Genomic DNA, 22,897 nt, shown 5'->3' with positions numbered 1-22,897 from the left:
GAACGCACCACATATAAAGCGCTCTGAACTCCAGGGTCGGCGTTCTGTCGTCAGGTGTGTAAAAAGTGTCTTATAAAAGTTCCGTCATATAAATGCCTCACTAAAACTTCGGAACAATCGTACAAAAAAACCAGACATGTGAACTCATTCAACCTCTGTTGTTGACGTAACAGAACTTCTTGGCGATAGTACCCCTCAGTTGGCTGGCATTACCCTCACAGCGATTGATCCGTTTATCCGATTACGCCTTGATCATCGTGTCGACGCGCTGTCGCGGTGCACCACCGTCGCGGCGAGAACACAGGCAAGCCCGCCAGCTCGAGCCCAGCGCTTGAATCACACACATGTCGCTACGACAGTTGTTTCTCTGGTGCACGTAGCCGCAGACAATAGCAGGATGTCCAGCAATCTCTTCGCGCATTCGCCCGATCAGGCCTCTGACTGTATCTGGTATACAGCCCGACTGGAGTGAACATACTTGCACTGTTCTGCGTCATCACCAGAGCCCATTTGACTCGATCAGGTATTACAGTGACTAAAGATGAACTGCGCGCGGAACTTGAGCGCCAGGAACAACGTTACAAGGATGTCTACGGCGGTGAAATCACTACCTACGCCGCGCAACCAGAACCGGAACGCAAGCCTTGGCGCAAAAGAGCCAGCCTGCTGGATCAAGCGTTCAAGCAAGAATTGCAAAAAATGGAAGAAGGCCTGAAAGAAGAGCCATGACAGCGCGGGTCTCATGATCCCGCGCCCGCTCATCTTTGCCTTCCTGCACCCGGAACAAAACGCCAGACGGCCTCATTGACTATTCAACGGGGCGGCGTTCATGCGTCTTTTTTTTGGTTTGAGGCGACACCTCGCAGTGACGACAAGTCGTTCGGTATTTTTTCTGTCATAATCGCGCCCCCTTCAGACCCGGTCAGAAAACCTACATGATCGATTTATTCAGCGGGCTTGATGCCTGGGTGCTCGTGAGCCTGTTGCTTGCCCTGGCTTTTGTCCTCACCTTCGAGTTCATCAACGGCTTTCATGACACCGCCAATGCGGTGGCGACAGTCATTTACACCAAGGCCATGCCGCCTCATCTGGCCGTGTTCTTCTCTGGTGTATTCAACTTCCTCGGCGTATTGCTGGGCGGTGTGGGTGTTGCCTACGCCATCGTCCATCTGCTGCCGGTCGAGCTGCTCATCAACGTCAACACCGGCCACGGGCTGGCCATGGTGTTCTCGCTGCTGGCGGCGGCCATTACCTGGAACCTCGGTACCTGGTACTTCGGCATCCCGGCTTCCAGTTCGCACACTTTGATCGGCTCGATACTCGGCGTAGGTCTGGCCAATGCGCTGATCAACGGAATCCCGTTGGCCGATGGCGTCAACTGGCAGAAAGCGATCGACATCGGCGCTTCGCTGGTGTTCTCGCCACTGGCTGGCTTTATCGTAGCGGGGCTGGTACTGGTTGCACTGAAATGGTGGCGGCCGCAGTCGAAGATGCATAAAACTCCGGACCAGCGCCGCAAGCTGGACGACAAGAAGCACCCTCCGTTCTGGAATCGTCTGGTGCTGGTCATCTCCGCAATGGCCGTCAGCTTCGTACATGGTTCGAATGACGGCCAGAAAGGCATCGGCCTGATCATGCTGGTATTGATCGGTATCGTACCCAGCCAGTTCGTACTCGACCTTACCAGCACGACCTATCAGATCGAACGTACCCGCGATGCGACCCAGCATCTGAGTCAGTTCTATCAGCGCAACAGCAGCACGCTGGGCGAATATTTGGCCATGGGTAAAGCCGAAAAAGGCGACCTGCCGTCCAGCTCTGCCTGTAATCCGAAGCAGACCGAACCGACCATCGATGCGTTGCTCGACCGCCTGAAAGGCGTGTCCGACTACCACGCTCTGGCCCCTGAAAGCCGCATCGAAGTACGCCGTTATCTGCTGTGCCTGGACGACACCGCCCGTAAGGTCGGCAAACTTCCAGACCTGTCGGCGCGTGAAAAATCCGACCTGGAGAAACTTCGCAAGGACCTGACCACCACCACCGAGTACGCACCGTTCTGGGTGATCCTGGCAGTCGCGCTGGCGTTGGGCATCGGCACCATGGTCGGCTGGAAACGCGTGGTACTGACCATCGGCGAGAAGATCGGCAAGCAGGGCATGACCTACGCACAAGGCATGTCGGCACAAATCACTACTGCCTGCGCCATTGGCCTGGCCAACGTGTTCAGCCTGCCGGTTTCCACCACGCACATTCTGTCATCAGGTGTTGCCGGAACCATGGTCGCCAACAAAAGCGGTCTGCAAGGCGGAACCGTTCGTACCATCCTGTTGGCCTGGGTGCTGACCCTGCCTGCAACGGTCGCCCTGTCTGCAGCCCTGTTCTGGCTGGCCTCCAAGGCTCTGGCCTGATTCAGAGCCCTTGTGGCGGTGCAGGTTTCTGCACCGCCACAAGGGTTTGATTCACTCCTCCCCTTCCGCTCCCGTCCCCACAAGCCTTTCATCGGCTACGTCCGATTGCTGCAACTCGCGCCACAATGCGGCAGCGCCCTCAAAATCAGCACCGTTTTCCGCAGTCAGTGCCGCAGGGTCATAACGGCTCAGGCAGCCTTCGCCAAGCGTTGCAGGGGCGGTCGATGTGGCTTTATCGAGAGGATCGGTCACGGGCTTTCACCTTGGGTGTTACACCATTGCCGACGGGCAGAGTCGGGAGCGCGAGGGGCACACTCCCGAAAAGATAGATCAGTCGAAGACAACTGTCTTGTTGTCGTGTACCAGGACACGGTCTTCCAGATGAGCACGCAGACCGCGAGCCAATACCATTTTTTCAACGTCGCGACCGAAGCGCACCATGTTTTCGATGCTGTCACGATGGCTGACACGTACCACGTCCTGCTCGATGATCGGGCCGGCATCAAGTTCTTCAGTGACATAGTGACAGGTCGCGCCAATCAGCTTGACGCCGCGCAACGACGCCTGGTGATAAGGCTTGGCACCGACGAAGGAAGGCAGAAAGCTGTGGTGAATGTTAATGACCTGGTGAGCGTATTCACGGCACAGTTGTGGCGGGAGGATTTGCATGTAGCGCGCCAGCACCACAACGTCCGCCTGATGATGCCCGACCAGACGCGAGACTTCGGCGAATGCAGGTTCCTTGTCTTTCGGGTCCACCGGAACATGGTAATAAGGAATGTCATGCCACTCGACCATGCTGCGCAGGTCCTGGTGGTTTGAAATCACGCAGGCAATATCGCAGTCGAGTTCGTCACTGTGCCAGCGGTGCAGCAGGTCGGCCAGACAATGCGATTCGCGGCTTGCCATAAGCACGACGCGCTTCTTCTGCGCCGAGTCGGTGATGCGCCAGTCCATCGAAAACGCTTCGGCAATCGGCGTGAAGGCCTCACGGAACCCGTCCAGATCGAAAGGCAGGGTGTCGGCCCGTATCTCGTGACGCATGAAAAACCAGCCGCTGAGATTGTCCGAATGATGACTCGCTTCGGTGATCCAGCCGTTATGGGACGCCAGAAAGTTACTGACTTTGGCAACGATGCCTACACGGTCCGGGCAAGCAATCACCAGACGAAAAGTGCGCATTGGGGGAAACTCCAGAACTTCGCAAAGCCGCTATTCTAGCGGCTGCGCAGCAAAACTGCAGTATCTCTGTTGCCTGAATGCAGCCCCTGAAAAAGGACGCCGAAAAGGCGAAAGATTGCACCTTGCCAGTATCCGCGTCTACGCAGCACAGCGCTAAACAAGACCTATATTAAGGAGGGCTTTATAGCGAGGGTCTTTTCAGGGAGGACGGGGGCACGCCTAGTTCAGACGTCTGTAGGACGCGTGTATATTGCTAAATAATTCAAATAAAACTTTTATTTAATGTTTACTTGCTCATTTACAGTGACTATTATTGCCCCACTGTATCCCTGCAACCCTCACAACATAAGGTCTCCTCATGTCCCTGATCAACGAATACCGCGCCACAGAAGAAGCCATCAAAGAACTGCAAGCCCGTTTGAAGAACCTGTCGCAAGACGACAAACTGCAAACCGAGCTGGAATTCGAAGGCAAACTGCGTACGCTGATGGGCGAGTATCAAAAGTCGCTGCGTGACATCATTGCTCTGCTGGATCCGGATGCCAAGGTAAACAAGGCCCCTCGTGGTGGCGCTGTTAAACCTGCCGGCACCAAACGCGCTCGCAAGGTCAAGCAATACAAGAACCCGCACAACGGTGAAGTCATCGAAACCAAAGGTGGCAACCACAAGACGCTGAAAGAGTGGAAAGCCAAGTGGGGCAGCGACGACGTTGAAAGCTGGGCCACCCTGCTGGGCTAAGCTTCAAGAAATCGCGTTTTATTGCGATTGCAAAAACGCCAGCCTGCTGGCGTTTTTTATTGTCCGCTATTTATACACCCAGACGTTTACTCAGTCCCTGCGCGTAATCCTGCCACTGCCGCAACACCTCCAACTGCTCTGGCACGGCACTAAGAGAGCATTCAGCCAGCGCCGCCGTAAAGTCATTCAGGGTATTGGGCGCGCCCCACTCCGGGTTGCTCAGCCGCTGCCGACAGAAGTCTTGCCACCGCGCCTGCTCTTCACCGCTCAAGGTGTCAGGAAAGTTACGAGCGCGGTACCGGAATAACAATTCAAGCAACCGCGCATCATCAAACGGCCACGCGTCACGCGCCAGTTGTTCTGGCTCGGCCTGCCGAACTTGCTCGCACAATCGACGATCACGGTCACCGATAAAGCCATCATATAACTGCTGTTCGGGATCTTCACTTACCGCAAAATCGTCCTTGCCGTAAAGGACCTGCAGTTTATCCTGCCAAACTTCCCGGCTGTCATTCAACTGTGTTACGCGTGCCTGATAGCCTGCCATGTCCAGTTGCAGCCGCTGCTGATCTTCACTGCGCAGCACGCCCAGCGGGGCGATCACCGGGCAACGATTAATATGCAGTAGTTTGAGCGGCACCGGCAATTCGCCTTCCGCCAGCGCGTCACGCCGGGTATATAAACGCTGCCTGAGTATTTCGGCGTCGTCCTGCAACAACGGTGAATGATCCAGGTGCATATCGCACACGATCAGCGCGTTGCGGTTATGGGGATGCCAGGCCAGCGGCAGCACCACGCCGAGGTAATTGCGTGCGGCAGAAAAACGTCCCGAAATATGCACCAGAGGCTGCATCAGGCGAACCTGCTCCTGGACTTTCTGTTTACTGCGCAGTGCGAACAGATAGTCATAGAGCTTCGGCTGTTTCTCGCGAATCAGGCGCGCCAGCGCAATCGTTGCACGCACATCGGATAACGCGTCATGGGCCTGTCCATGATCGATGCCATTTGCTGCAGTCAAGCGCTCGAGTTTGAGAGTGACCCGACCGTCCTGTTCTGGCCAGACAATGCCATCGGGGCGCAGTGCATAGGCCGCGCGTACAACGTCGATCAGATCCCAGCGACTGTTACCGCCCTGCCACTCGCGAGCGTAAGGATCGAAGAAGTTGCGATAAAAACTGTAACGTGTCACTTCATCATCGAAACGCAAGGTGTTGTAACCCGCTCCACATGTACCCGGCGCAGAAAGCTCGGCATGTACACGTGTCATGAAATCCGCCTCGCACAAGCCTTTTTCTGCCAGCGTAACCGGCGTGATTCCAGTAATTACGCACGCAGCAGGATGGGGCAGAATGTCATCGCTGAGCTGGCAGTACAGATTGACCGGAGGCGCAATTTCATTGAGTTCGGTATCCGTGCGGATACCGGCCACCTGCAGCGCACGATCGTTGCGCGGGTTGATACCGGTGGTTTCGTAGTCGTACCAGAAAATGCTGGAAGTCACGGGCTGATCCTGAACAAAAGACCCGCGAAGTGTAGGCCGTGACAAGCGCCATTGGCTAATCGGGTAATATCGGGCGTACCGGGAAATGTTTTCTTACAGCCCGCGTATTGAATGGTCGGTTGCTTAGCTCTGCTTCGGTAGCTAGCATCAGTTTTCGTTTTCAGGCGCGCCCTCCCGACCATGTACCCCCTTCCCGCTTTGCCAAGGAATGCAGCGCTGCCCACGCCGTTGGACACCCGCATCGAAATCGAGACGCCGGAAGGCATCGACATGGTTCTTCGCCCTGCCGGCCTGGTTGCGCGTGCACTGGCATTCGGTATCGACTTCGCAATTCGCGCAGCCCTCGTCGGTGTGTTCTTTTTGCTCCTGCAGTGGTTTGACAAGCTCGGCATGGGCCTGGCCGCCATCGTGTTCTTTCTGGTGAACTGGTGGTACATGGTGCTGTTTGAAGTGCTGAATCAGGGGCGCACACCCGGAAAGCGAGTGCTCGGCCTACGGGTGGTTCACGACGACGGCACCCCTGTAGACTGGTCCGCGTCGCTGATACGTAATCTGCTGCGTTTTGTCGACATGCTTCCTCTCGGTTACGGGCTGGGGGCAATCAGTTGCCTGAGCCATCCATTATTCAAACGGCTGGGTGATCTCGCGGCCGGGACACTGGTGATCTACAGTGACCGACCCGTAGCCCGCCCCATCCTGCCAGAGGCAGAACCGGTGATTGTGCCCTTTGCACTGCATGTGGATGAGCAGCGTGCTGTACTCGGTCTGGCGGAGCGACAGAGCGAACTGTCCAGCGCCCGAACTCAGGAACTGGCGGCGATTCTTGCCGAGCCCTTGCAAATCCCTAACGACAGGGCGGTCGTTCATGTCAACGGCATCGCCCGCCATCTGTTGGGGCCGAAATGAAGCAGAGCCTTTTTGAAACCCGCCATCAGGATGAGTGGCAACGCTTTGGGCAACGCCTTGATGCGCTTGAAAACGGCAAGGCCGATGCTCACGGCTGCGAAACATTTCCCGGCGACTATCGGCGCATCTGTCACCATCTGGCACTGGCACAGGAGCGTGGCTACAGCAGCCATCTGATCGACCCCTTGCATCAACTGGCCATGCGCGGCCACCAGCAACTTTACCGTCACCGTAGCGCTCCGCTGGCCAGACTGCTGAGCTTCATTCTGGGTGGTTTTCCACGACTGGTGCGCGCCGAGTGGCGTTTCGTGCTGGTTGCCAGCGTGCTGTTTTTCGGCAGCCTGATCGGCATGGGACTGCTGGTCTACGCCTTTCCGCAACTGGTCTACAGCATCGTCCGCCCCGAGCAACTGGCCGACATGCAGAGCATGTATGACCCGTCGGCCAGCCGGATCGGCCAACCCGTCGAGCGGACCTCCGACGCGGACTGGATGATGTTCGGCTATTACATCATGAACAACATCGGCATCGCCTTTCAGACCTACGCCAGCGGTTTGCTGTTCGGTCTGGGCAGCGTGTTTTTCCTGCTGTTCAATGGATTGATGACTGGCGCCATTGCCGGCCACCTGACCGACATCGGTTTCGGGCATACATTCTGGACGTTCGTCATCGGTCACGGTGCTTTCGAACTGACCGCCATCGCCCTGGCCGGCGCGGCAGGTCTGAAGCTGGGATGGGCCTTGCTGGCCCCTGGAAGACTGATGCGCAGTGCCGCGCTGCGCAATGCCGCCAGGACCAGCGTGCAACTGGTCGGCGGGGTCATCCTGTTTCTGCTGATTGCCGCATTCATAGAGGCTTACTGGTCATCGATGACCTGGCCCGGGCCTCTGCTCAAGTACCTCACCGGTGCCGCCTTATGGGCGCTGGTTGCCGCCTACCTGACCCTGGCAGGACGTAAACCTCATGCGCCTGACTGAGTCGAACGTCGCCATACGTCCTCGATCCCCCTGGGAAGCCATCGACCTTGGCGTGCTGCTCGCGCGCCGGCACCGCAGTGTGCTGATGAGTAGTTGGGCAATCGTCACCCTGCCCTTTTTCTGCCTGCTCAGTGCGCTGCTCTGGGATTATCCCTCGGCAGCGATTCTGCTGTTCTGGTGGCTCAAGCCAGCGTTCGAACGCTTGCCGCTGCTCATCCTGTCGCAGTCACTGTTTGGCGCAGCACCTACGCTCGGACAAGCACTCAAGGCCTGGCCAGCCACCTTGAAAGATCAACTGTTGCCCAGCCTGTTATGGCGAAGGCTTTGTCTGAGTCGCAGCTTCCAGTTACCGGTGCAGCAACTGGAACATCTGGCCGGTACGGAGCGCGCCCTGCGCGTCAGCCTGTTGAGCCAGAAGGACCTGCGCGCCGCGCGGCTGCTCACCATCGTCGGCGCACATCTGGAATACTCACTGTGGATAGGGCTGCTGATCCTGCTTTACGCCTTCATTCCGCAGCAGATCCAGATCGACTGGCACTGGATGAACCTGCTCGACGTCGAAAACCAGTGGCTGTGGATCGACCACCTGACCAATCTTTTCTACGCCCTGGCGCTGATACTCTGGGAACCTGTCTACGTGGCCTGCGGCTTCACCCTGTACCTCAATCGCCGTACGGTCCTTGAAGCCTGGGACATCGAGCTGGTTTTCAGACGCCTGCGCCAGCGCCTGATCGGCAGTGCCTATGCGCTGCTGATCGGCGTGGGTGTGGTGCTTTCCGCAGCACCAGCCCCGGCCTGGGCCGATCAACAAAGCTATAGCTGCCCGCTGCCTGATACCAGCGGCGCAGAACCTGACTCGCCCCTGGCACCACCCGACACGCCGCGCCTGACCCGCCAGACACTGACCAGCGAAGCGGCCCGAAGCCAGATTCAGAGCGTACTGCAACAACCGCCCTTCAGAAATCTCAAGACCGAAACAGGCTGGCGCTTTCCCGAACAACAGACAACCCGGCCTGCAGCGGGGAAGGTGCACGACCAGAGCTGGCTGATCGCTTGGCTCAACCGGTTGCTTCGGGCGGCAAGTGCCCTGGCCAGCCTGATCGAGGTGCTGTTGTGGGGTGTGGTCATCGGTCTGGCCGGCCTGGTGATCTGGCATTACAGGGACTGGCTCAAGACGTTCGCAAGTCGCAAGGCCGACTCGACAAACGCTGCCCGCCCGGCCCCCGAGCAGCTATTCGGCCTGCAAGTGAACGCCGAAAGCCTGCCTGACGATGTCGCGGACCAGGCAGAACGGCTCTGGAGCAGCCAGCCTCGCGAGGCCCTGAGCCTGTTGTACCGCGCGCTGCTCAGCCGCTTGATGAGCGACTACCGTTTGCCGTTGAAAAAGGCCGACACCGAAATCCAGGTACTGGAGCGCATCGCTTCGCTGAACCAGCCGCTGCTCAGCGAGTTCAGCCATAACCTGACTCTACACTGGCAAAACCTCGCCTACGGCCATCGCCTGCCACCGGCCCATGCCCGGCAGGAACTCTGCGATGGCTGGCGCCGCCTGTTCAATTCTGCGGTGCAGGCATGAGCCGCCGCAGCGGAATACTGATCGGGCTGCTGGCCCTCTTACTGCTGACGGGCGCAGGGCTTTACCTGAGCCGTCACCTGGAACGCTACGAGAAAACCGTCGATCAGGGCCCCTCCCCGCAGGCAAAGGCCAATCCCTGGCTCGCAGCCGAACACTTTCTGCGTGGGCTGTCCGTTACCGTGAACACCACCGACACCCTGGCTGAACTTCCCGATCCGAGTCGGAGCCCACAGACCCTGCTGCTGCTCGACGACCGGGCAGACATGACCCCTGCACAAACCGAACGGCTGTTGAACTGGGCCGAATCGGGCGGACACCTGCTGTTCGTGGCCGAGCAACTCTGGAACGAGCAAAAAGGCCGCAGCGGCGATCTGCTGCTGGACAGACTAGAGATCCATCAGTACCTCACCACGGACATCAATGCGCGGGAGCGACAGCTGAACGATGCTCAGCCCCTGCTGCCGATCCCTCTGATGACACCCGTACCCGGACGCAAAAAAGTGCCCTGGCCCGAGCTGACCCGCCTCTATCTGGAAAACGAAAATGCCCCGGCGTACATGAGCTTCGATCCGGCGTTTCATCTGGAAGACCCGGAAGATCACGCACAGTCCTGGGCGAACAGCGCCGAAGCCACACATTTGCTGCAAATAAGCCGTGGCAACGGGCTGATTACCGTTGTGACTGACGCCAACCTGTGGAAAGCCCGATCGATCGGCACGTATGACAATGCCTGGTTGCTCTGGTATCTGACGCAAGGCAGCGAAGTAACCCTGGTGCTGCAAACCGAACACGACAACCTGCTGACCCTGCTGGTGCGCAACTACCCTCAGGCGCTGCTGACCCTGGCACTGCTGATCGGTCTGGGCCTCTGGCACATCGCCCTGCGCGAAGGCCCGGTGCGTCGGCCCGACCCGCTTGCGCGTCGACAACTGACCGAACACCTGCGCGCCAGCGCCGAATTTCTGCGTAGACGCAGTGGGCAGCAGACGCTGATCAAGAGCCTGCAGCAGGACATTCTGCGCCGCGCCCGCCAGTTGCATCCCGGTTTCGAACGGCTGGCGGTTGCCGAACAATGGCAGGTGCTCTCACGCCTGACCCGACAACCCACCAGCGCCATCAGCGACGCCCTGCGGCCTCGCCCGCCGCAGCGCCTCTCACACAGCGAATTCACCCGTCAGGTAGCCCATCTGCAAATACTCAGGAATGCCTTGTGACCAGACATCGAGCACAGCGCAACACAGTGACGCCTATGGAATCGCCATCGATTCCGGTGCTGTCAGGGGCGTATGCCGGGGACCTGCCTGCGCATTATGCAAGGTGCCCGAGAGCTTTGGCAGAGCACGCAAGGTGGGACGATTTCACACCGGAGGTAGACCGCTCAAACCTCCATTCAGCACACTAAAGAACCGAAAAAGGCCAGATCGGGCTAACGCCTGGTTTATAGACGATAAAAGACCGGCAGCCGTTAACAGGACTCCAGAACGCATGAGCGACCAGACGCCCGACCCATCAGGCAGCACCGAGCCAATCACCGAGCCGGCAATCGAGCCGACCGGTATAGCGAGCGCTGCGAGCACCCAGTTGCAACAGCGTCAGCGCGCCAGTCAACTGGCTCAGGCATTGCGCAACGAGCTGCAAAAGGCCGTGATCGGGCAAAACGCGGTCATCGAAGACGTGCTGACCGCGCTGATCGGCGGCGGCCATGTGCTGCTGGAAGGCGTGCCCGGTCTGGGCAAGACGTTGCTGGTCAGAGCGCTTGCCAGCTGCATAGGCTGCGAGTTCGCCCGTATTCAATTTACGCCGGACCTGATGCCCAGCGATGTCACCGGTCATGCGGTATACGACATGCAGACTGAGCAGTTCAAGCTGCGCAAGGGCCCGCTGTTCACTAACCTGCTGCTCGCCGACGAAATCAACAGGGCACCGGCCAAGACTCAGGCTGCGCTGCTTGAAGCCATGCAGGAGCGGCAAGTTACCCTTGAAGGGCGCGCCCTCCCCATCCCGCAGCCGTTCATGGTGCTGGCCACCCAGAACCCCATTGAACAGGAAGGCACTTATCCGCTGCCGGAAGCCGAACTGGACCGCTTCATGCTCAAACTGCGCATGGATTATCCCGACGCGCTGGAAGAGCTGAACATGGTGCGTCAGGTCTCGCGCTCGACCCGTGCCGACATGCTGGATGTGCGACCGCTCAGAGTCATCATGCAGGCCCGAGAGGTACAGGCTCTGCAACGCATTGCCAGCGAGCTGCCCATTGATGAACAGGTGCTGGACTACGCCGTGCGGCTGGCACGCAGCACGCGGACCTGGCCTGGCCTGAGCCAGGGCGCGGGGCCTCGCGCGTCAATCGCACTGGTGCGTGGCGGGCGAGCACGGGCCTTGTTGCGCGGCGGCGAGTTCGTCACCCCGGACGATATCAAGGGCTGTGCACTGGCTGTATTGCGACACCGGGTCAGACTGTCACCGGAACTGGACATCGAGGGCCTGTCGGTGGATCAGGTGCTCAGGCAGATCCTTGACCAGGCTCCGGCACCGCGCCTGTGAAACAGGCGCTCAAACCGTCGGTTCCGATGCTGCGCTGGCTCGGCGGATTTCTGGGCATAGCGTTGCTGCTGGGAACACTTCATGCGCTGGGCATCGAGTATCCGGCTGGCATCGACGGGCTTTATCGAGGGGCGTTGCTGGCGTTCGTGGGCCTGAGCCTGCTGGATGCATTCTGGCTGTTGAGGCGCCCCTCGCCACGCGTGCAGCGCGAGCTGGCGGGCAGCCTGGCGCTGCAACGCTGGAACGAAGCCCGGCTCGACCTTCAGCACGACGGCGTCAGCCCCCTCACGTTGCGGGTATTCGATCATGTACCGCATGGTCTGGAGCATGAAAATCTGCCGCAATCGATCACCTTGCCTGCACGCGGCAAAGGCAGCGTCGGTTACCGTCTGCGCCCGTCCAGCCGCGGCCACTTCGCCTTTGAACGGTGCGAAATCAGCCTGCCAGGGCCTTTGCGCCTGTGGACTGCGCGGCGCTATATTCCGGTGCTCAGCACGACCCGGGTCTATCCGGACTTCGCCCGGCTTTACGGCGGGCAACTGCGGGCGGTGGACAACTGGCTTAGCCAACTGGGCGTGCGCCAGTTGCAACGTCGCGGGCCGGGGATGGAATTCAATCAATTGCGTGAATTTCGTGAAGGCGACAGCCTGCGCCAGATCGACTGGAAAGCCACCGCTCGCCAGCGGGCACCCATTACCCGTGAATATCAGGACGAGCGGGATCAACAGATCATCTTCATGATTGATTGCGGACGGCGAATGCGCAGCCAGGACGGTGATTTGTCTCACTTCGATCACGCGCTCAATGCCAGCCTTTTATTGAGCTACGTGGCGCTGCGCCAAGGCGATTCCGTCGGCCTCGCAACGTTTGCCGGTGAGCAGGACCGTTATCTGGCCCCTGTAAAGGGGCCAGGGCAGCTTAACCTGCTGCTCAACGCGGTTTATGACCTGCAGACCACCCGGCGACCTGCGGACTACAGTGCCGCCGTTCGCCAACTGATGGTTCGTCATAAAAGGCGCTCACTGGTTGTGCTGGTAACCAATCTGCGCGATGAAGACGATGAAGAACTGTTGACGGCCGCCAGGCAGTTGGGCAAGCAACACCGGGTGCTGATTGCCAGCCTGCGAGAGGAAGTGCTCGACAGCCTGCGTCAAACGCCCATACACAGCTACGATGAAGCGCTGGAGTATTGCGGGACCCTGAACTTCCTCAATGCCCGCGCTTCGTTGCACGACCGCCTGAGCGCTCAGGGCATTGCCATAATGGATGCCCGACCGGGCGAGCTGGGACCGCAGCTGGTCAGCCGTTATCTGAGCTGGAAAAAGGCAGGGGCTCTCTGAGCCCCTTACACGGTAGCCTCAGGCCGAGGCTTCATAAGAGGGATAGAAGCAGAAATAGCGGCGCAGCAGGTGGACGAACTCCAGATACTCTGTCGAGACCTGAGACAACTCGAAACCGGAGTCATAGCTGCCTGGTGTCTCGTCTTCGTGACACCAAAGGCATGTGGCGCTGACGTCTATCGGCTGTCCGATAGTGTCACTCGGCAGTTTCAGACACAGATCAAACCTGCCCCCCACCAAGACGGGCAGGTCGCTGATCAACATCAGCCCTTCCCCTGACACATTACCCAGACACCCGATCAGCTTGCCGGTATGACGATTGAAAACCTGCAGGTAATCCTGCAATTGATGGCGTTCTATTTTTCGCTCTTTGTACATGGCAGGCAGCCTTCCGAGATCACGCTTGCGATCGCTTAACACCGTATGTTGGTAGCGGACTTCAAAGGCGAGGCACTGCCCGGCAACTGTGCCTGTTCAGAGCCCAGCAACTCGTCCGCTCTGTGACGAGAGCCTAGCTCAGAATTTTTCAAAATCCACCCGAACACAACATCTGCCACTCATACGGGGGTAACTATTTTGATACGGGAGCGTTTCGAACAGGTACAGGTATCGGCCTGGCCGGCTGGGCCTTGGGGTAAAGGCCGGTTTGTGCAAGCGTATCGAGCCTGGCTCGTGCGCGGAACGCGTATTCGCTTTCCGGGTACTGAGTCATCAGGAACTGATAAGTCTGCGCAGCATCGACGTAGAGTTTTTGCCGCTCGAGGCACTGGCCGCGCAGCATCGACACTTCGGGCTGAACGTAGCGGCGTGAACGGCTTTGACGCTCGACCTTGGACAGGTCCAGCATGACCCGATCACAATCGCCTTCCTGATAGGCACGGTAGGCGTGATCGAGGTTGGAATTCATTGCCCAGCGGGTGCAACCGCTGAGCGCAGTCAGTAATACAACAATCGTTACAATACGCATGGGACTCTCCTGTTCTCTGCCCTGTATCGGCCTCACAGCCTGTTTCTTCAAGTAAATCGCACACCGACCGTCAGCCGATTGCCCTCCCCGGCGGCAGCGCGGTAGTGCAAAGGAACAATGACTAAAGACCCAGACAGGAGTAGCCTCTCGCTGCGCTTCAATTAAGGAGTTTGTGCATGACCGTTCGCCGCACCAAAATCGTCGCCACACTTGGCCCTGCCAGCAACTCGCCGGAAGTCATCGAACAACTGATCCTTTCGGGTCTGGACGTTGCTCGTCTGAACTTCTCTCACGGGACTCCGGATGAGCACAAGGCACGCGCCAGGCTGATCCGCGAAATCGCCGCCAGACACGGGCGCTTCGTCGCGCTGCTGGGCGATCTGCAGGGTCCCAAGATCCGTATCGCAAAGTTCACCGACAAGCGAATCGAGCTGAAGGTCGGTGACAGGTTCACCTTCTCCACTGCTCACCCGCTGACCAGTGGCAACCAGCAAATCGTGGGTATCGACTACCCGGATCTGGTCAAGGATTGCGGCGTAGGCGACGAGCTGCTGCTCGACGACGGTCGCGTGGTCATGCGCGTCGACACCCAGACGGCTGACGAACTGCACTGCACCGTGCTGATCGGCGGCCCGCTGTCCGATCACAAAGGCATCAACCGTCGTGGCGGTGGCCTGACGGCGCCGGCGCTGACCGAAAAGGACAAGCAGGACATCAAGCTCGCCGCCGAAATGGACCTGGATTACCTGGCCGTCTCCTTTCCGCGCGATGCCGCCGACATGGAATACGCACGCCAGCTGCGCGATGAATCCGGCGGTACGGCCTGGCTGGTCGCCAAAATCGAACGTGCCGAAGCCGTTGCCAACGACGAAGTGCTCGATGAACTGATCCGCGCCAGTGACGCCGTCATGGTTGCTCGTGGTGATCTGGGCGTTGAAATCGGTGATGCCGAGCTGGTTGGCGTACAGAAACGCATCATTCTGCATGCTCGTCGTCACAACAAGGCGGTGATCGTTGCCACGCAGATGATGGAGTCGATGATCTCAAGCCCGATGCCGACGCGTGCCGAGGTGTCCGACGTGGCCAACGCCGTGCTCGACTACACCGACGCCGTGATGCTTTCGGCGGAAAGTGCTGCAGGCTCTTACCCGATCGAGGCGGTTCAGGCCATGGCCCGTATCTGCATCGGTGCCGAGAAGCACCCGACCGGCAAGACCTCAAGCCACCGTATCGGTCACTCGTTCACCCGCTGTGATGAAAGCATTGCGCTGGCCGCCATGTACACTGCCAACCACTTCCCTGGCGTGAAAGCGATCATTGCACTGACCGAAAGCGGCTATACCCCGCTGATCATGTCGCGCATTCGCTCTTCGGTGCCAATCTACGCGTTCTCCCCGCACCGTGGCACTCAAGCACGCGCGGCGATGTTCCGTGGTGTCTACACCGTGCCGTTCGATCCGGCAGCCCTGCCGCCCGGTCAGGTCAGCCAGGCCGCAGTCGACGAGCTGCTCAAGCGTGGTCTGGTCGAGCAAGGTGACTGGGTCATCCTGACCAAGGGCGACAGCTATCACACCATCGGTGGCACCAACGGCATGAAGATTCTGCACGTCGGCGACCCGTTGGTCTGATCGCAGCACACTGCAAGCCAAGGCCCCGTCTCGCAAGAGCCGGGGCCTTTTGCATGGTGTCATGCCTGACGAATGTTGTGACTGTCGCGCCTGTTATTCCCGCGCCACAAACACATCCGCCAGCAACTGATTACGCGGCAGCCCTGCCAGATAGAGGCGCTTGGCAAACGTCTCCACGCTGTCGGCACTGCCACACACCAGCGCCATCGCATGCCGCGACAACAGGCGCAGCTCAGCCAGGGTAGTCTGCAGCATCTGCGGAGTGACCAACTGGACATGCAACTGGGGATAGCGTTCGGCCAGAGCGTGCAGTTCATCGGCCAGATAATGCCCCTGGCTGTCATGGGCCAGATGAATCAGGCGGAGGGTGCCTTGATGTTCCTGTCGCAATGCCTCGCGCAGTACGCCCCACAACGGACCGAGCCCGGTGCCCGCCGCCAGCAGGAGCAAGGGTCTTTCCTGCCAGTCGGGGTCATAACGAAGAGCCCCGCCACGCAGTTCGCCAAGCCTCATTGCGTCGCCAGCCTGCAACTGTCGGACGACATCACGGAATGATCCTGACCCGGCGCACTCGATGTGAAATTCCAGAAAAGGGTCCTCGCCAGGCAGGCTCGCCAGCGAGTATGGCCGGGCCACACCGCTGTCAGTCCACAGCACCTGATGCTGCCCGGCGCTATAGCGCAGTGGGCGTGCGGGCTCCAGACGCAAGCGCAGTACCGTCGGGCAGACCCAGTCGCAGCCAACTACCGTCGCGGGCAGGCCATCACGCTGCGGGTCAAAGACCTCGACCGTCAGGTCCGCGACCACTCGACACTGGCAGGCAAGCCGCCAACCCTGCTGACGCTTTTCAGCAGGCAAGGCATCGGGCAGCGCATCTTCAGGCTGCCCTTTTACGCAGCGCACCAGGCACGCATGACAGCTGCCGGCACGACAACTGTAAGGGACCGGCACACCGGCATGGTTCAGGGCGTCGAGCAGATTACTGGCCGATGCCACCGACCAGCTACGCTCACCAACATGCAATTGAGGCATTCAGGCAGCCTGCGCAGAAAATAACGGCGATTGTACAGACTGGCCTGTCGGGCGGGTTATACTGCCGCGCCTTTTTGCGCCCGCTACGGCTAACCTGACAGCTCTGGTTCAAGCCGCAGTTCCAGACTGCCGCCGATAGCGTAATTGAATGTTCCCGTCCTTACAGAGGAGCGCGCCGCATGACCGTGATCAAGCAAGACGACCTGATTCAGAGCGTTGCAGACGCACTGCAGTTCATTTCCTATTACCACCCCGTGGACTTCATCCAGGCCATGCACGAGGCGTATCTGCGTGAAGAGTCGCCTGCCGCTCGCGACTCCATTGCCCAGATCCTGATCAACTCGCGCATGTGCGCGACCGGTCATCGTCCGATCTGCCAAGACACCGGCATCGTCACCGTTTTCGTGCGCGTGGGTATGGATGTTCGCTGGGACGGCGCCACCATGGGCCTGGACGACATGATCAACGAAGGCGTACGCCGCGCTTACAACCTGCCTGAAAACGTGCTGCGTGCCTCGATCCTTGCCGATCCGGCAGGCGCTCGTAAAAACACCAAGGACAACACCCCGGCCGTTATCCACTACTCCATCGTTCCGGGTAATACCGTGGAAGTGGACGTTGCGGCAAAAGGCGGCGGTTCGGAAAACAAATCGAAGATGGCGATGCTCAACCCGTCCGACTCGATCGTCGACTGGGTGCTGAAAACCGTACCGACCATGGGCGCAGGCTGGTGCCCGCCGGGCATGCTCGGCATCGGCATCGGCGGCACTGCGGAAAAGGCAGCGGTCATGGCCAAGGAAGTGTTGATGGAGTCCATCGACATTCATGAGCTGAAAGCCCGCGGCCCGCAGAATCGCATCGAAGAGATGCGTCTTGAGCTGTTCGAGAAGGTCAACCAGCTGGGCATCGGCGCTCAGGGCCTGGGCGGTCTGACCACCGTGCTCGACGTCAAGATCATGGATTACCCGACCCACGCGGCTTCGCTGCCGGTGTGCATGATTCCCAACTGCGCAGCTACCCGTCACGCCCACTTCGTGCTCGACGGCTCCGGCCCTGCGTCGCTGGAAGCACCCTCACTGGACGCCTACCCGGAAATCGTCTGGGAAGCCGGCCCATCGGCCCGCCGCGTCAACCTCGACACCCTGACCCCGGAAGAAGTGCAAAGCTGGAAGCCGGGCGAAACCGTTCTGCTCAACGGCAAGATGCTCACCGGTCGCGACGCTGCGCACAAGCGCATGGTCGAAATGCTCAACAAGGGCGAAACCCTGCCGGTCGACCTCAAGGGTCGTTTCATCTACTACGTCGGCCCGGTCGACCCGGTACGCGAAGAAGTCGTCGGCCCGGCTGGCCCGACCACGGCCACGCGGATGGATAAATTCACTCGCCAGATCCTCGACCAGACCGGCCTGCTGGGCATGATCGGCAAATCCGAACGCGGCCCGACTGCCATCGACGCGATCCGGGACCACAAAGCCGTGTACCTGATGGCTGTTGGCGGCGCTGCCTATCTTGTGGCCCAGGCGATCAAGAAATCCCGAGTCGTGGCCTTTGCCGAACTGGGCATGGAAGCGATCTACGAGTTCGAGGTCAAGGACATGCCGGTGACCGTTGCCGTAGACAGCACGGGTGACTCGGTGCACATCACCGGCCCGCAGATCTGGCAGAAGAAGATCAGCGACAGTCTGGCGGTGGAAGTGCAGTAACGCTCGGCAGGAACATAAAAACCCGTCTCATGGAGGCGGGTTTTTCAGTTATGTTCAACGCCATGTCTGCGCAGCGCCGCTTTTTATATGCCGATGCAGCGGCATCTTTCTGGCCATTTGGTCGGCAAACGTGAACGGCTGTCCTTGAAAGACGACGCCTCTCAGACGAGTAAAAAGATCACCGTATACTGCGTCTGAAGCGCGCAGTGCATCTGTAAACAAGCCGGGACCTACTATCTTCGATAACGTTCGAATTCTTACTGCCGGGTCAGGATTCCAGAGCAGGTTAAGACCTATTCCGTTCACGCCCGTCGGATCCGGATAATTTCCGCTTTCAACGGCTTCATCATACCGTTTCGCGCCTTCACTCATCATATTATGTAGAACGCTTGTACCTGAATGGGCGGCGAAGGAGCTGTTATTGACCATAAAACTTTCAACAGAACTCTGGAGCTCCCAAGGGACATGAACAGGGTCCAGCGTCAGAACTTCATCAGGCTCGGCAAACAGTGGCTGATCCCCCAGCGGCGTCATTCCACCAGTCTCCGCCCCCGCGTAAACATCATCGACGTCTGAATAAATCCCGCCCAGCTCATGAACGGTATGCATCCGCAAAACGTCGACCGCGAATGCGTAATTCTGCTTGTTTCTTCGGAAATCTTCATAGGCCGCATAAAGCGGCTTTTCCTTGAAGTTCTGGAAAACCTGGGAATCAGGAAGCAGAACCACTGTGGATTTCAGATCTTTTTCGATTTCCGCATAAGCATCCGGCGTCCTCGTTTCCAGATACAACGTCACTTTATAATCAGGAGTCATTTCAACGGTTCTGTTGATATTGCTGACCTGAGCCTTCAAGGCATCCCGGTTTTCACCTATCCATATCTGGTGGATAGTTTTTGGAACAGGTTCAGGTTGCTGGCCCTTCGCATCAACGTAAACAAGCGGATTGTTTCTGACCATCCTGTACAGATTCAACCCATCCACCACCGTTCAACGGGAAGACGGGCCGAATGATGAAGAGCGCTATGTCTATGACGGCCAGGGTCAGCGCTGCCGCAAGATCACGCATGCGCAGGCCTCGGGGCGTACCCTCGTCAACGAAGTGCGCTACCTGCCCGGACTGGAAATTCGCACCTCAGCCGATGGCGAAATCCTTCATGTCGTTACGGCCCAGGCGGGCCGCAACAGCGTGCGGATACTGCACTGGGAGGCTGGAAAACCGGGCACCATTGCCAACGATCAGGTGCGCTGCAGCCTGGGTGATCAGCTGGGGTCGAGCACGCTGGAACTGGATCAGCAAGGCGGCCTTGTCAGTCAGGAAAGTTATTACCCCTTTGGCGGCACGGCCTGGTGGGCGGCGCACAGTGCAGTGGATGCCAGGTACAAGACCGTGCGGTATTCAGGCAAAGAGCGCGATGCCAGCGGGCTTTATTATTATGGGTTCAGGTATTACGCGCCTTGGTTGCAGCGGTGGATAAGTCCGGATCTATCCGGCGAGGATGCTGACCTTAATCTTTATAGAATGCTAAGAAACAACCCTATTAATCATGTTGACCTGAAAGGTAACGTAGCCATACCCCTTACCGCACATTTTTACTGGGACGGTGGCAATATTCCAATACCGCACCTGCAGAACATGCTGCTTTTTAAAGAAATAAATCCCGACTACCAAGTCAATGTGTGGACATCCCAGGTAAAGCACCTACTGAACCCATTAGCGGAAATGAGTGAAAGCAACGACCCTGCCGAGCGACATATGGCGCTGGCTCACGGCGGTTCGTTAATACAGCGCAATCCTGAAGAGCTATTCAGCGCACTGAGCCAGGCCTACTCAAATGCAAAGAAACTCGAAGCGTTTTATAGCCGCGAGACGAATGGACCTTATAAAAATTACGCTGCAGCCAGCGATCTAATGGAGCTGGCCTCAACTTACATGGAGGGAGGCCTCTACATGGATGCAGATGTCGCGGTCGGACAACCACTCGGGAGCCTCGATGCACCCCATGGATTTCTTGTACACGTTGAAGACAGATTGACGTCTAACGCCGTACTTGCCTCTGAACCCCGAGGCAAATGTGCTGGTGAAATAATGGACGCCATCGTTGACCTTTACACAACAAACGCCCTGATGATGGAGGGCAATGAAAATTACGGATGGTCAAAAAAACGCAGTACCCCGGGTGAAGGACTATTCAGCCGATTGGAATTAACCATGCACATGACCGGTCCCTCGTTAATCCGCAACTTCCTTCCTGCAACGGCGGAAGAAAATAAAGCCTACGCTGTACCTCACGATACGTTTTTTTACCGTGAGACACCGTGTACAGATAACACGCAACCGCAAGAACGATCACTGTCCGCTATTTTTTTTCGTGGTTTCAAGCGTGGACTAAATGGCGAAGGACGCTGGGCAAACGTCCGCCCTGGCAGAAGAGCTTCAATATAATGAAACTCAAACCGTGATACCACACAACGCACAGAGCAAGGCAATGACGATAAAGTCAACACACTTAAATCTGTACTACCTTTCCCACAAGAAATAGGGATATTTCAGTGTATTGCAAAGGTTGCTGACCACCACGCTCGATAAAAATAAAGATTACGCTACTGAAACATATAGATACCTGTATGCAGCGTAAGACCAAACGAACGTGGAGATTTGAAAAATGGCATTTGATGCGTATATCAAGATCGAAGGTATTCCAGGCGAAGCGCTGGACGACCGTTATAAGGACTGTATCGAGATCACCGGGTATGGTTTCGGCATGCACCAGAGTACCTCCGCAACGGCGAGTTCTTCCGGTGGCGCCTCTTCGGGTCGGACGTCACTGAGCGATTTCACGTTCACCAAATCCCTGGACAAGTCGAGTTGCAAGCTCATGGAAACCTTGTGCGCGGGCAGGCACCTGAAGGAAGTCGTGTTGTCATTGCATCGTGCAGGCGGAGACAAGGTCAAATACTTTGAAGTGCTACTGGAGGAAGTCATCATTTCCAACTACACCCAGAATGCCAATGAGGGCATCCCCAGCGAGACCATAAGCCTCAACTACGGAAAAATAAAAACCACCTACACCCAGCAGAAAAGATCTGACGGTGCCGGTGGAGGGAATGTCTCCGGTGGCTGGAACCGTATCAACAACAAGGTCTATTCCTGACGTCTTGAACGCTCACGTATAAACGTCACGACATGATCAAGGAAGGACTATGGCACGGCCATTTTTTACTGCCGCCTGGGCGGCGTCGCAACATATTTATGATCCGGTAGCGCCGGAAAAACGAGTGGCAGAGGTGATTGGAGGGTTTGTGGCGCAGAATATAAATAATCCTGATGCATTGGCAAGATGGAAAAATACCTGCGCTGTCAGAATGAGCTACATCATAAATTACTCAGGAGAAAAAATCCCAAAAATACCAGATCAGACAGTATCCGGCGAAGATCGAAATCAATATTTTTTCCGCATTACTGACCTCAAAAATTTCCTGATGAGAAATTGGGGTAAACCAGAGGCAGTCAAATACCCGCCTTCTGATAGCGGACCATTGGCCAACAAAAAAGGCATCATCGTATTTGAAATATCAGGCTGGTCGGACGCTCGAGGACATGCGACATTGTTTGACGGAAGCATCTGCTATGACCATTGCTATTTCAACGAGCCTGGCGTCAACTATCGGACAGATCAAGCAAATTTCTGGAGCCTTACGTAATGCGGTCGTTGCGTGCAGCAATTCTGGTTTTCTTTACGCTCGATACGCCGGGTATTTTTGCATCTGTCACGCCAACGTCACCAGAGGGAATATATCGAACTCATGCACAAAACTATAAAGACCTGGCTCTTGCCATCTGCATCGCCAGCGCTTATCAATATAATGAAAACGTTGGAATCGATGCTGGCAGCAGCATAACCGCCCTGCGCGACTGGGCCAATTATGACTGGGAAAAAAGTCCCGAAAAGCTTAGAGAACTCGTGAACGAATACCTTGTTAGAGACTATACAAACCCACTGGTTGAGTCTGAGATAGGAGGCGTAAAATTCGACTTACTCAAATGCCTTGATCTCTACCACAGCAAAGAGCTAAATGCACTGACAAAAAAGGTAGTAATCAACCCTACGCATACCGACATACAAGACTACAAAAAAACCAAGTAATACAAGGAGCTAAGTGCCATGAGGTTATTCCTTGCAGCCACGAAAACACTTCTCGTGTTAGCAGCATCCAACAGCTTCGCCTACACCCCCACCTCATCGCCAGAAGGAATGTACAGAACCTTTGAAAAAAACTACAAGGACATGGCGCTCGCCACCTGTATAACCACGGCCTATAAATATGACATAAACGTCGGAATTGACGCGGGCAGCAGTGTCAGTGCGATGCGTGACTGGACCTACTATGAC

General features: G+C 57.5%; 23 protein-coding genes and 1 pseudogene. 17 read left to right on the top strand and 7 right to left on the bottom strand.

The window, feature by feature from the left end:
* Positions 1-531: 531 nt before the first annotated feature.
* Together ALO80_RS01970 and ALO80_RS01965 are read left to right on the top strand one after the other, a co-directional pair.
* On the top strand, positions 532-729 hold the full coding sequence (locus tag ALO80_RS01970) for a hypothetical protein (RefSeq protein WP_002554967.1): 198 nt from the start codon (positions 532-534) through the stop codon (positions 727-729).
* 206 nt (positions 730-935) lie between these two features.
* Entirely contained in the window at positions 936-2,408 is a 1,473-nt protein-coding gene (locus tag ALO80_RS01965; protein WP_054986161.1) for an inorganic phosphate transporter, read from the top strand.
* Between the two features lie 51 nt (positions 2,409-2,459).
* Here ALO80_RS01965 and ALO80_RS01960 read toward each other — a convergent pair whose 3' ends face one another.
* A complete protein-coding gene (locus tag ALO80_RS01960; RefSeq protein ID WP_054986162.1) occupies positions 2,460-2,660 on the bottom strand; it encodes a hypothetical protein in 201 nt (66 codons plus the stop codon).
* A 78-nt stretch (positions 2,661-2,738) separates the two neighbouring features.
* Positions 2,739-3,590, bottom strand: coding sequence for a formyltetrahydrofolate deformylase (gene purU, locus ALO80_RS01955; protein ID WP_010435617.1), 852 nt, complete (start codon positions 3,588-3,590; stop codon positions 2,739-2,741).
* A gap of 358 nt (positions 3,591-3,948) precedes the next feature.
* Here purU and mvaT point away from each other — a divergent pair, with 358 nt between their 5' ends.
* Positions 3,949-4,329 carry a histone-like nucleoid-structuring protein MvaT gene (gene mvaT, locus ALO80_RS01950; RefSeq protein ID WP_002554971.1) on the top strand — a complete coding sequence of 127 codons (381 nt, stop codon included), beginning with the start codon at positions 3,949-3,951 and terminating at the stop codon, positions 4,327-4,329.
* Between the two features lie 70 nt (positions 4,330-4,399).
* Here the strand turns inward: mvaT and sbcB are convergent, their stop codons facing one another.
* The gene (gene sbcB, locus ALO80_RS01945) at positions 4,400-5,830 is read right to left on the bottom strand and encodes an exodeoxyribonuclease I (RefSeq protein ID WP_055007742.1); all 1,431 of its coding nucleotides are present in this window, start codon (positions 5,828-5,830) and stop codon (positions 4,400-4,402) included.
* Positions 5,831-6,010: 180 nt separating this feature from the next.
* On the opposite strand from sbcB, the gene ALO80_RS01940 reads away from it, so the two are divergent.
* From ALO80_RS01940 to ALO80_RS01915, 6 genes are all read left to right on the top strand, one after another.
* Positions 6,011-6,736, top strand: a complete 726-nt coding sequence (locus ALO80_RS01940; protein ID WP_055007741.1) for an RDD family protein — start codon at positions 6,011-6,013, stop codon at positions 6,734-6,736.
* Positions 6,733-7,713, top strand: coding sequence for a stage II sporulation protein M (locus tag ALO80_RS01935; RefSeq protein ID WP_055007740.1), 981 nt, complete (start codon positions 6,733-6,735; stop codon positions 7,711-7,713). The genes ALO80_RS01940 and ALO80_RS01935 overlap by 4 nt, the downstream gene beginning before the upstream one ends.
* The gene (locus ALO80_RS01930; RefSeq protein WP_055007739.1) at positions 7,700-9,289 is read left to right on the top strand and encodes a DUF4129 domain-containing protein; all 1,590 of its coding nucleotides are present in this window, start codon (positions 7,700-7,702) and stop codon (positions 9,287-9,289) included. The genes ALO80_RS01935 and ALO80_RS01930 overlap by 14 nt, the downstream gene beginning before the upstream one ends.
* Complete coding sequence (locus ALO80_RS01925) at positions 9,286-10,503, top strand: DUF4350 domain-containing protein (RefSeq protein ID WP_055007738.1); 1,218 nt, start codon at positions 9,286-9,288, stop codon at positions 10,501-10,503. Before ALO80_RS01930 ends, ALO80_RS01925 begins: the two co-directional genes overlap by 4 nt.
* Before the next feature lie 271 nt (positions 10,504-10,774).
* Complete coding sequence (locus ALO80_RS01920; protein WP_055007737.1) at positions 10,775-11,833, top strand: AAA family ATPase; 1,059 nt, start codon at positions 10,775-10,777, stop codon at positions 11,831-11,833.
* Positions 11,830-13,173, top strand: coding sequence for a DUF58 domain-containing protein (locus tag ALO80_RS01915; protein ID WP_055007736.1), 1,344 nt, complete (start codon positions 11,830-11,832; stop codon positions 13,171-13,173). The genes ALO80_RS01920 and ALO80_RS01915 overlap by 4 nt, the downstream gene beginning before the upstream one ends.
* An 18-nt stretch (positions 13,174-13,191) precedes the next feature.
* Here ALO80_RS01915 and ALO80_RS01910 read toward each other — a convergent pair whose 3' ends face one another.
* Complete coding sequence (locus ALO80_RS01910) at positions 13,192-13,551, bottom strand: PilZ domain-containing protein (RefSeq protein WP_054986171.1); 360 nt, start codon at positions 13,549-13,551, stop codon at positions 13,192-13,194.
* 193 nt (positions 13,552-13,744) lie between these two features.
* Complete coding sequence (locus ALO80_RS01905) at positions 13,745-14,140, bottom strand: tetratricopeptide repeat protein (RefSeq protein ID WP_054986172.1); 396 nt, start codon at positions 14,138-14,140, stop codon at positions 13,745-13,747.
* 176 nt (positions 14,141-14,316) lie between these two features.
* On the opposite strand from ALO80_RS01905, the gene pyk reads away from it, so the two are divergent.
* A complete protein-coding gene (pyk, locus tag ALO80_RS01900) occupies positions 14,317-15,768 on the top strand; it encodes a pyruvate kinase (RefSeq protein ID WP_054986173.1) in 1,452 nt (483 codons plus the stop codon).
* A gap of 93 nt (positions 15,769-15,861) precedes the next feature.
* Here pyk and ALO80_RS01895 read toward each other — a convergent pair whose 3' ends face one another.
* A complete protein-coding gene (locus ALO80_RS01895) occupies positions 15,862-16,800 on the bottom strand; it encodes an iron-sulfur-binding ferredoxin reductase (protein WP_055007735.1) in 939 nt (312 codons plus the stop codon).
* A gap of 179 nt (positions 16,801-16,979) precedes the next feature.
* Between ALO80_RS01895 and ALO80_RS01890 the strand changes: the two genes are divergently transcribed.
* A complete protein-coding gene (locus ALO80_RS01890; protein WP_054986175.1) occupies positions 16,980-18,503 on the top strand; it encodes a fumarate hydratase in 1,524 nt (507 codons plus the stop codon).
* 54 nt (positions 18,504-18,557) lie between these two features.
* On the opposite strand, the gene ALO80_RS01885 is transcribed toward ALO80_RS01890, so the two are convergent.
* Positions 18,558-19,463: a TcdA/TcdB catalytic glycosyltransferase domain-containing protein gene (locus ALO80_RS01885; RefSeq protein ID WP_055007744.1), complete on the bottom strand. Its 906-nt coding sequence runs from the start codon at positions 19,461-19,463 to the stop codon at positions 18,558-18,560.
* Positions 19,464-19,485: 22 nt separating this feature from the next.
* Between ALO80_RS01885 and ALO80_RS32235 the strand changes: the two are divergent.
* The 6 genes and pseudogenes from ALO80_RS32235 to ALO80_RS01860 form a co-directional block, all read left to right on the top strand.
* A pseudogene (locus tag ALO80_RS32235) lies at positions 19,486-20,088 on the top strand (RHS repeat-associated core domain-containing protein); the annotation flags it as partial.
* 51 nt (positions 20,089-20,139) lie between these two features.
* Positions 20,140-20,949, top strand: coding sequence for a glycosyltransferase (locus ALO80_RS32230; RefSeq protein WP_310886607.1), 810 nt, complete (start codon positions 20,140-20,142; stop codon positions 20,947-20,949).
* Between the two features lie 220 nt (positions 20,950-21,169).
* Positions 21,170-21,658 carry an Hcp family type VI secretion system effector gene (locus ALO80_RS01875; protein WP_054986178.1) on the top strand — a complete coding sequence of 163 codons (489 nt, stop codon included), beginning with the start codon at positions 21,170-21,172 and terminating at the stop codon, positions 21,656-21,658.
* Between the two features lie 49 nt (positions 21,659-21,707).
* Positions 21,708-22,208 (top strand): type VI secretion system amidase effector protein Tae4, encoded by a 501-nt coding sequence (locus tag ALO80_RS01870; protein ID WP_055007734.1) that lies wholly within the window; start codon positions 21,708-21,710, stop codon positions 22,206-22,208.
* On the top strand, positions 22,208-22,651 hold the full coding sequence (locus ALO80_RS01865) for a type VI secretion system amidase immunity protein Tai4 (protein ID WP_055007733.1): 444 nt from the start codon (positions 22,208-22,210) through the stop codon (positions 22,649-22,651). The genes ALO80_RS01870 and ALO80_RS01865 overlap by 1 nt, the downstream gene beginning before the upstream one ends.
* Positions 22,652-22,669: 18 nt before the next feature.
* Positions 22,670-22,897, top strand: a 228-nt coding sequence (locus ALO80_RS01860; RefSeq protein ID WP_217997876.1) for a T6SS amidase immunity protein Tai4 family protein, incomplete at its 3' end; no start/stop codon positions are given.

This window comes from Pseudomonas caricapapayae (assembly GCF_001400735.1).
GTDB classification, from domain to species: Bacteria; Pseudomonadota; Gammaproteobacteria; order Pseudomonadales; family Pseudomonadaceae; genus Aquipseudomonas; species Aquipseudomonas caricapapayae.
Note: the sequence above shows the minus strand (reverse complement) of the source record. Positions and strands in the feature narration are given on the sequence as shown.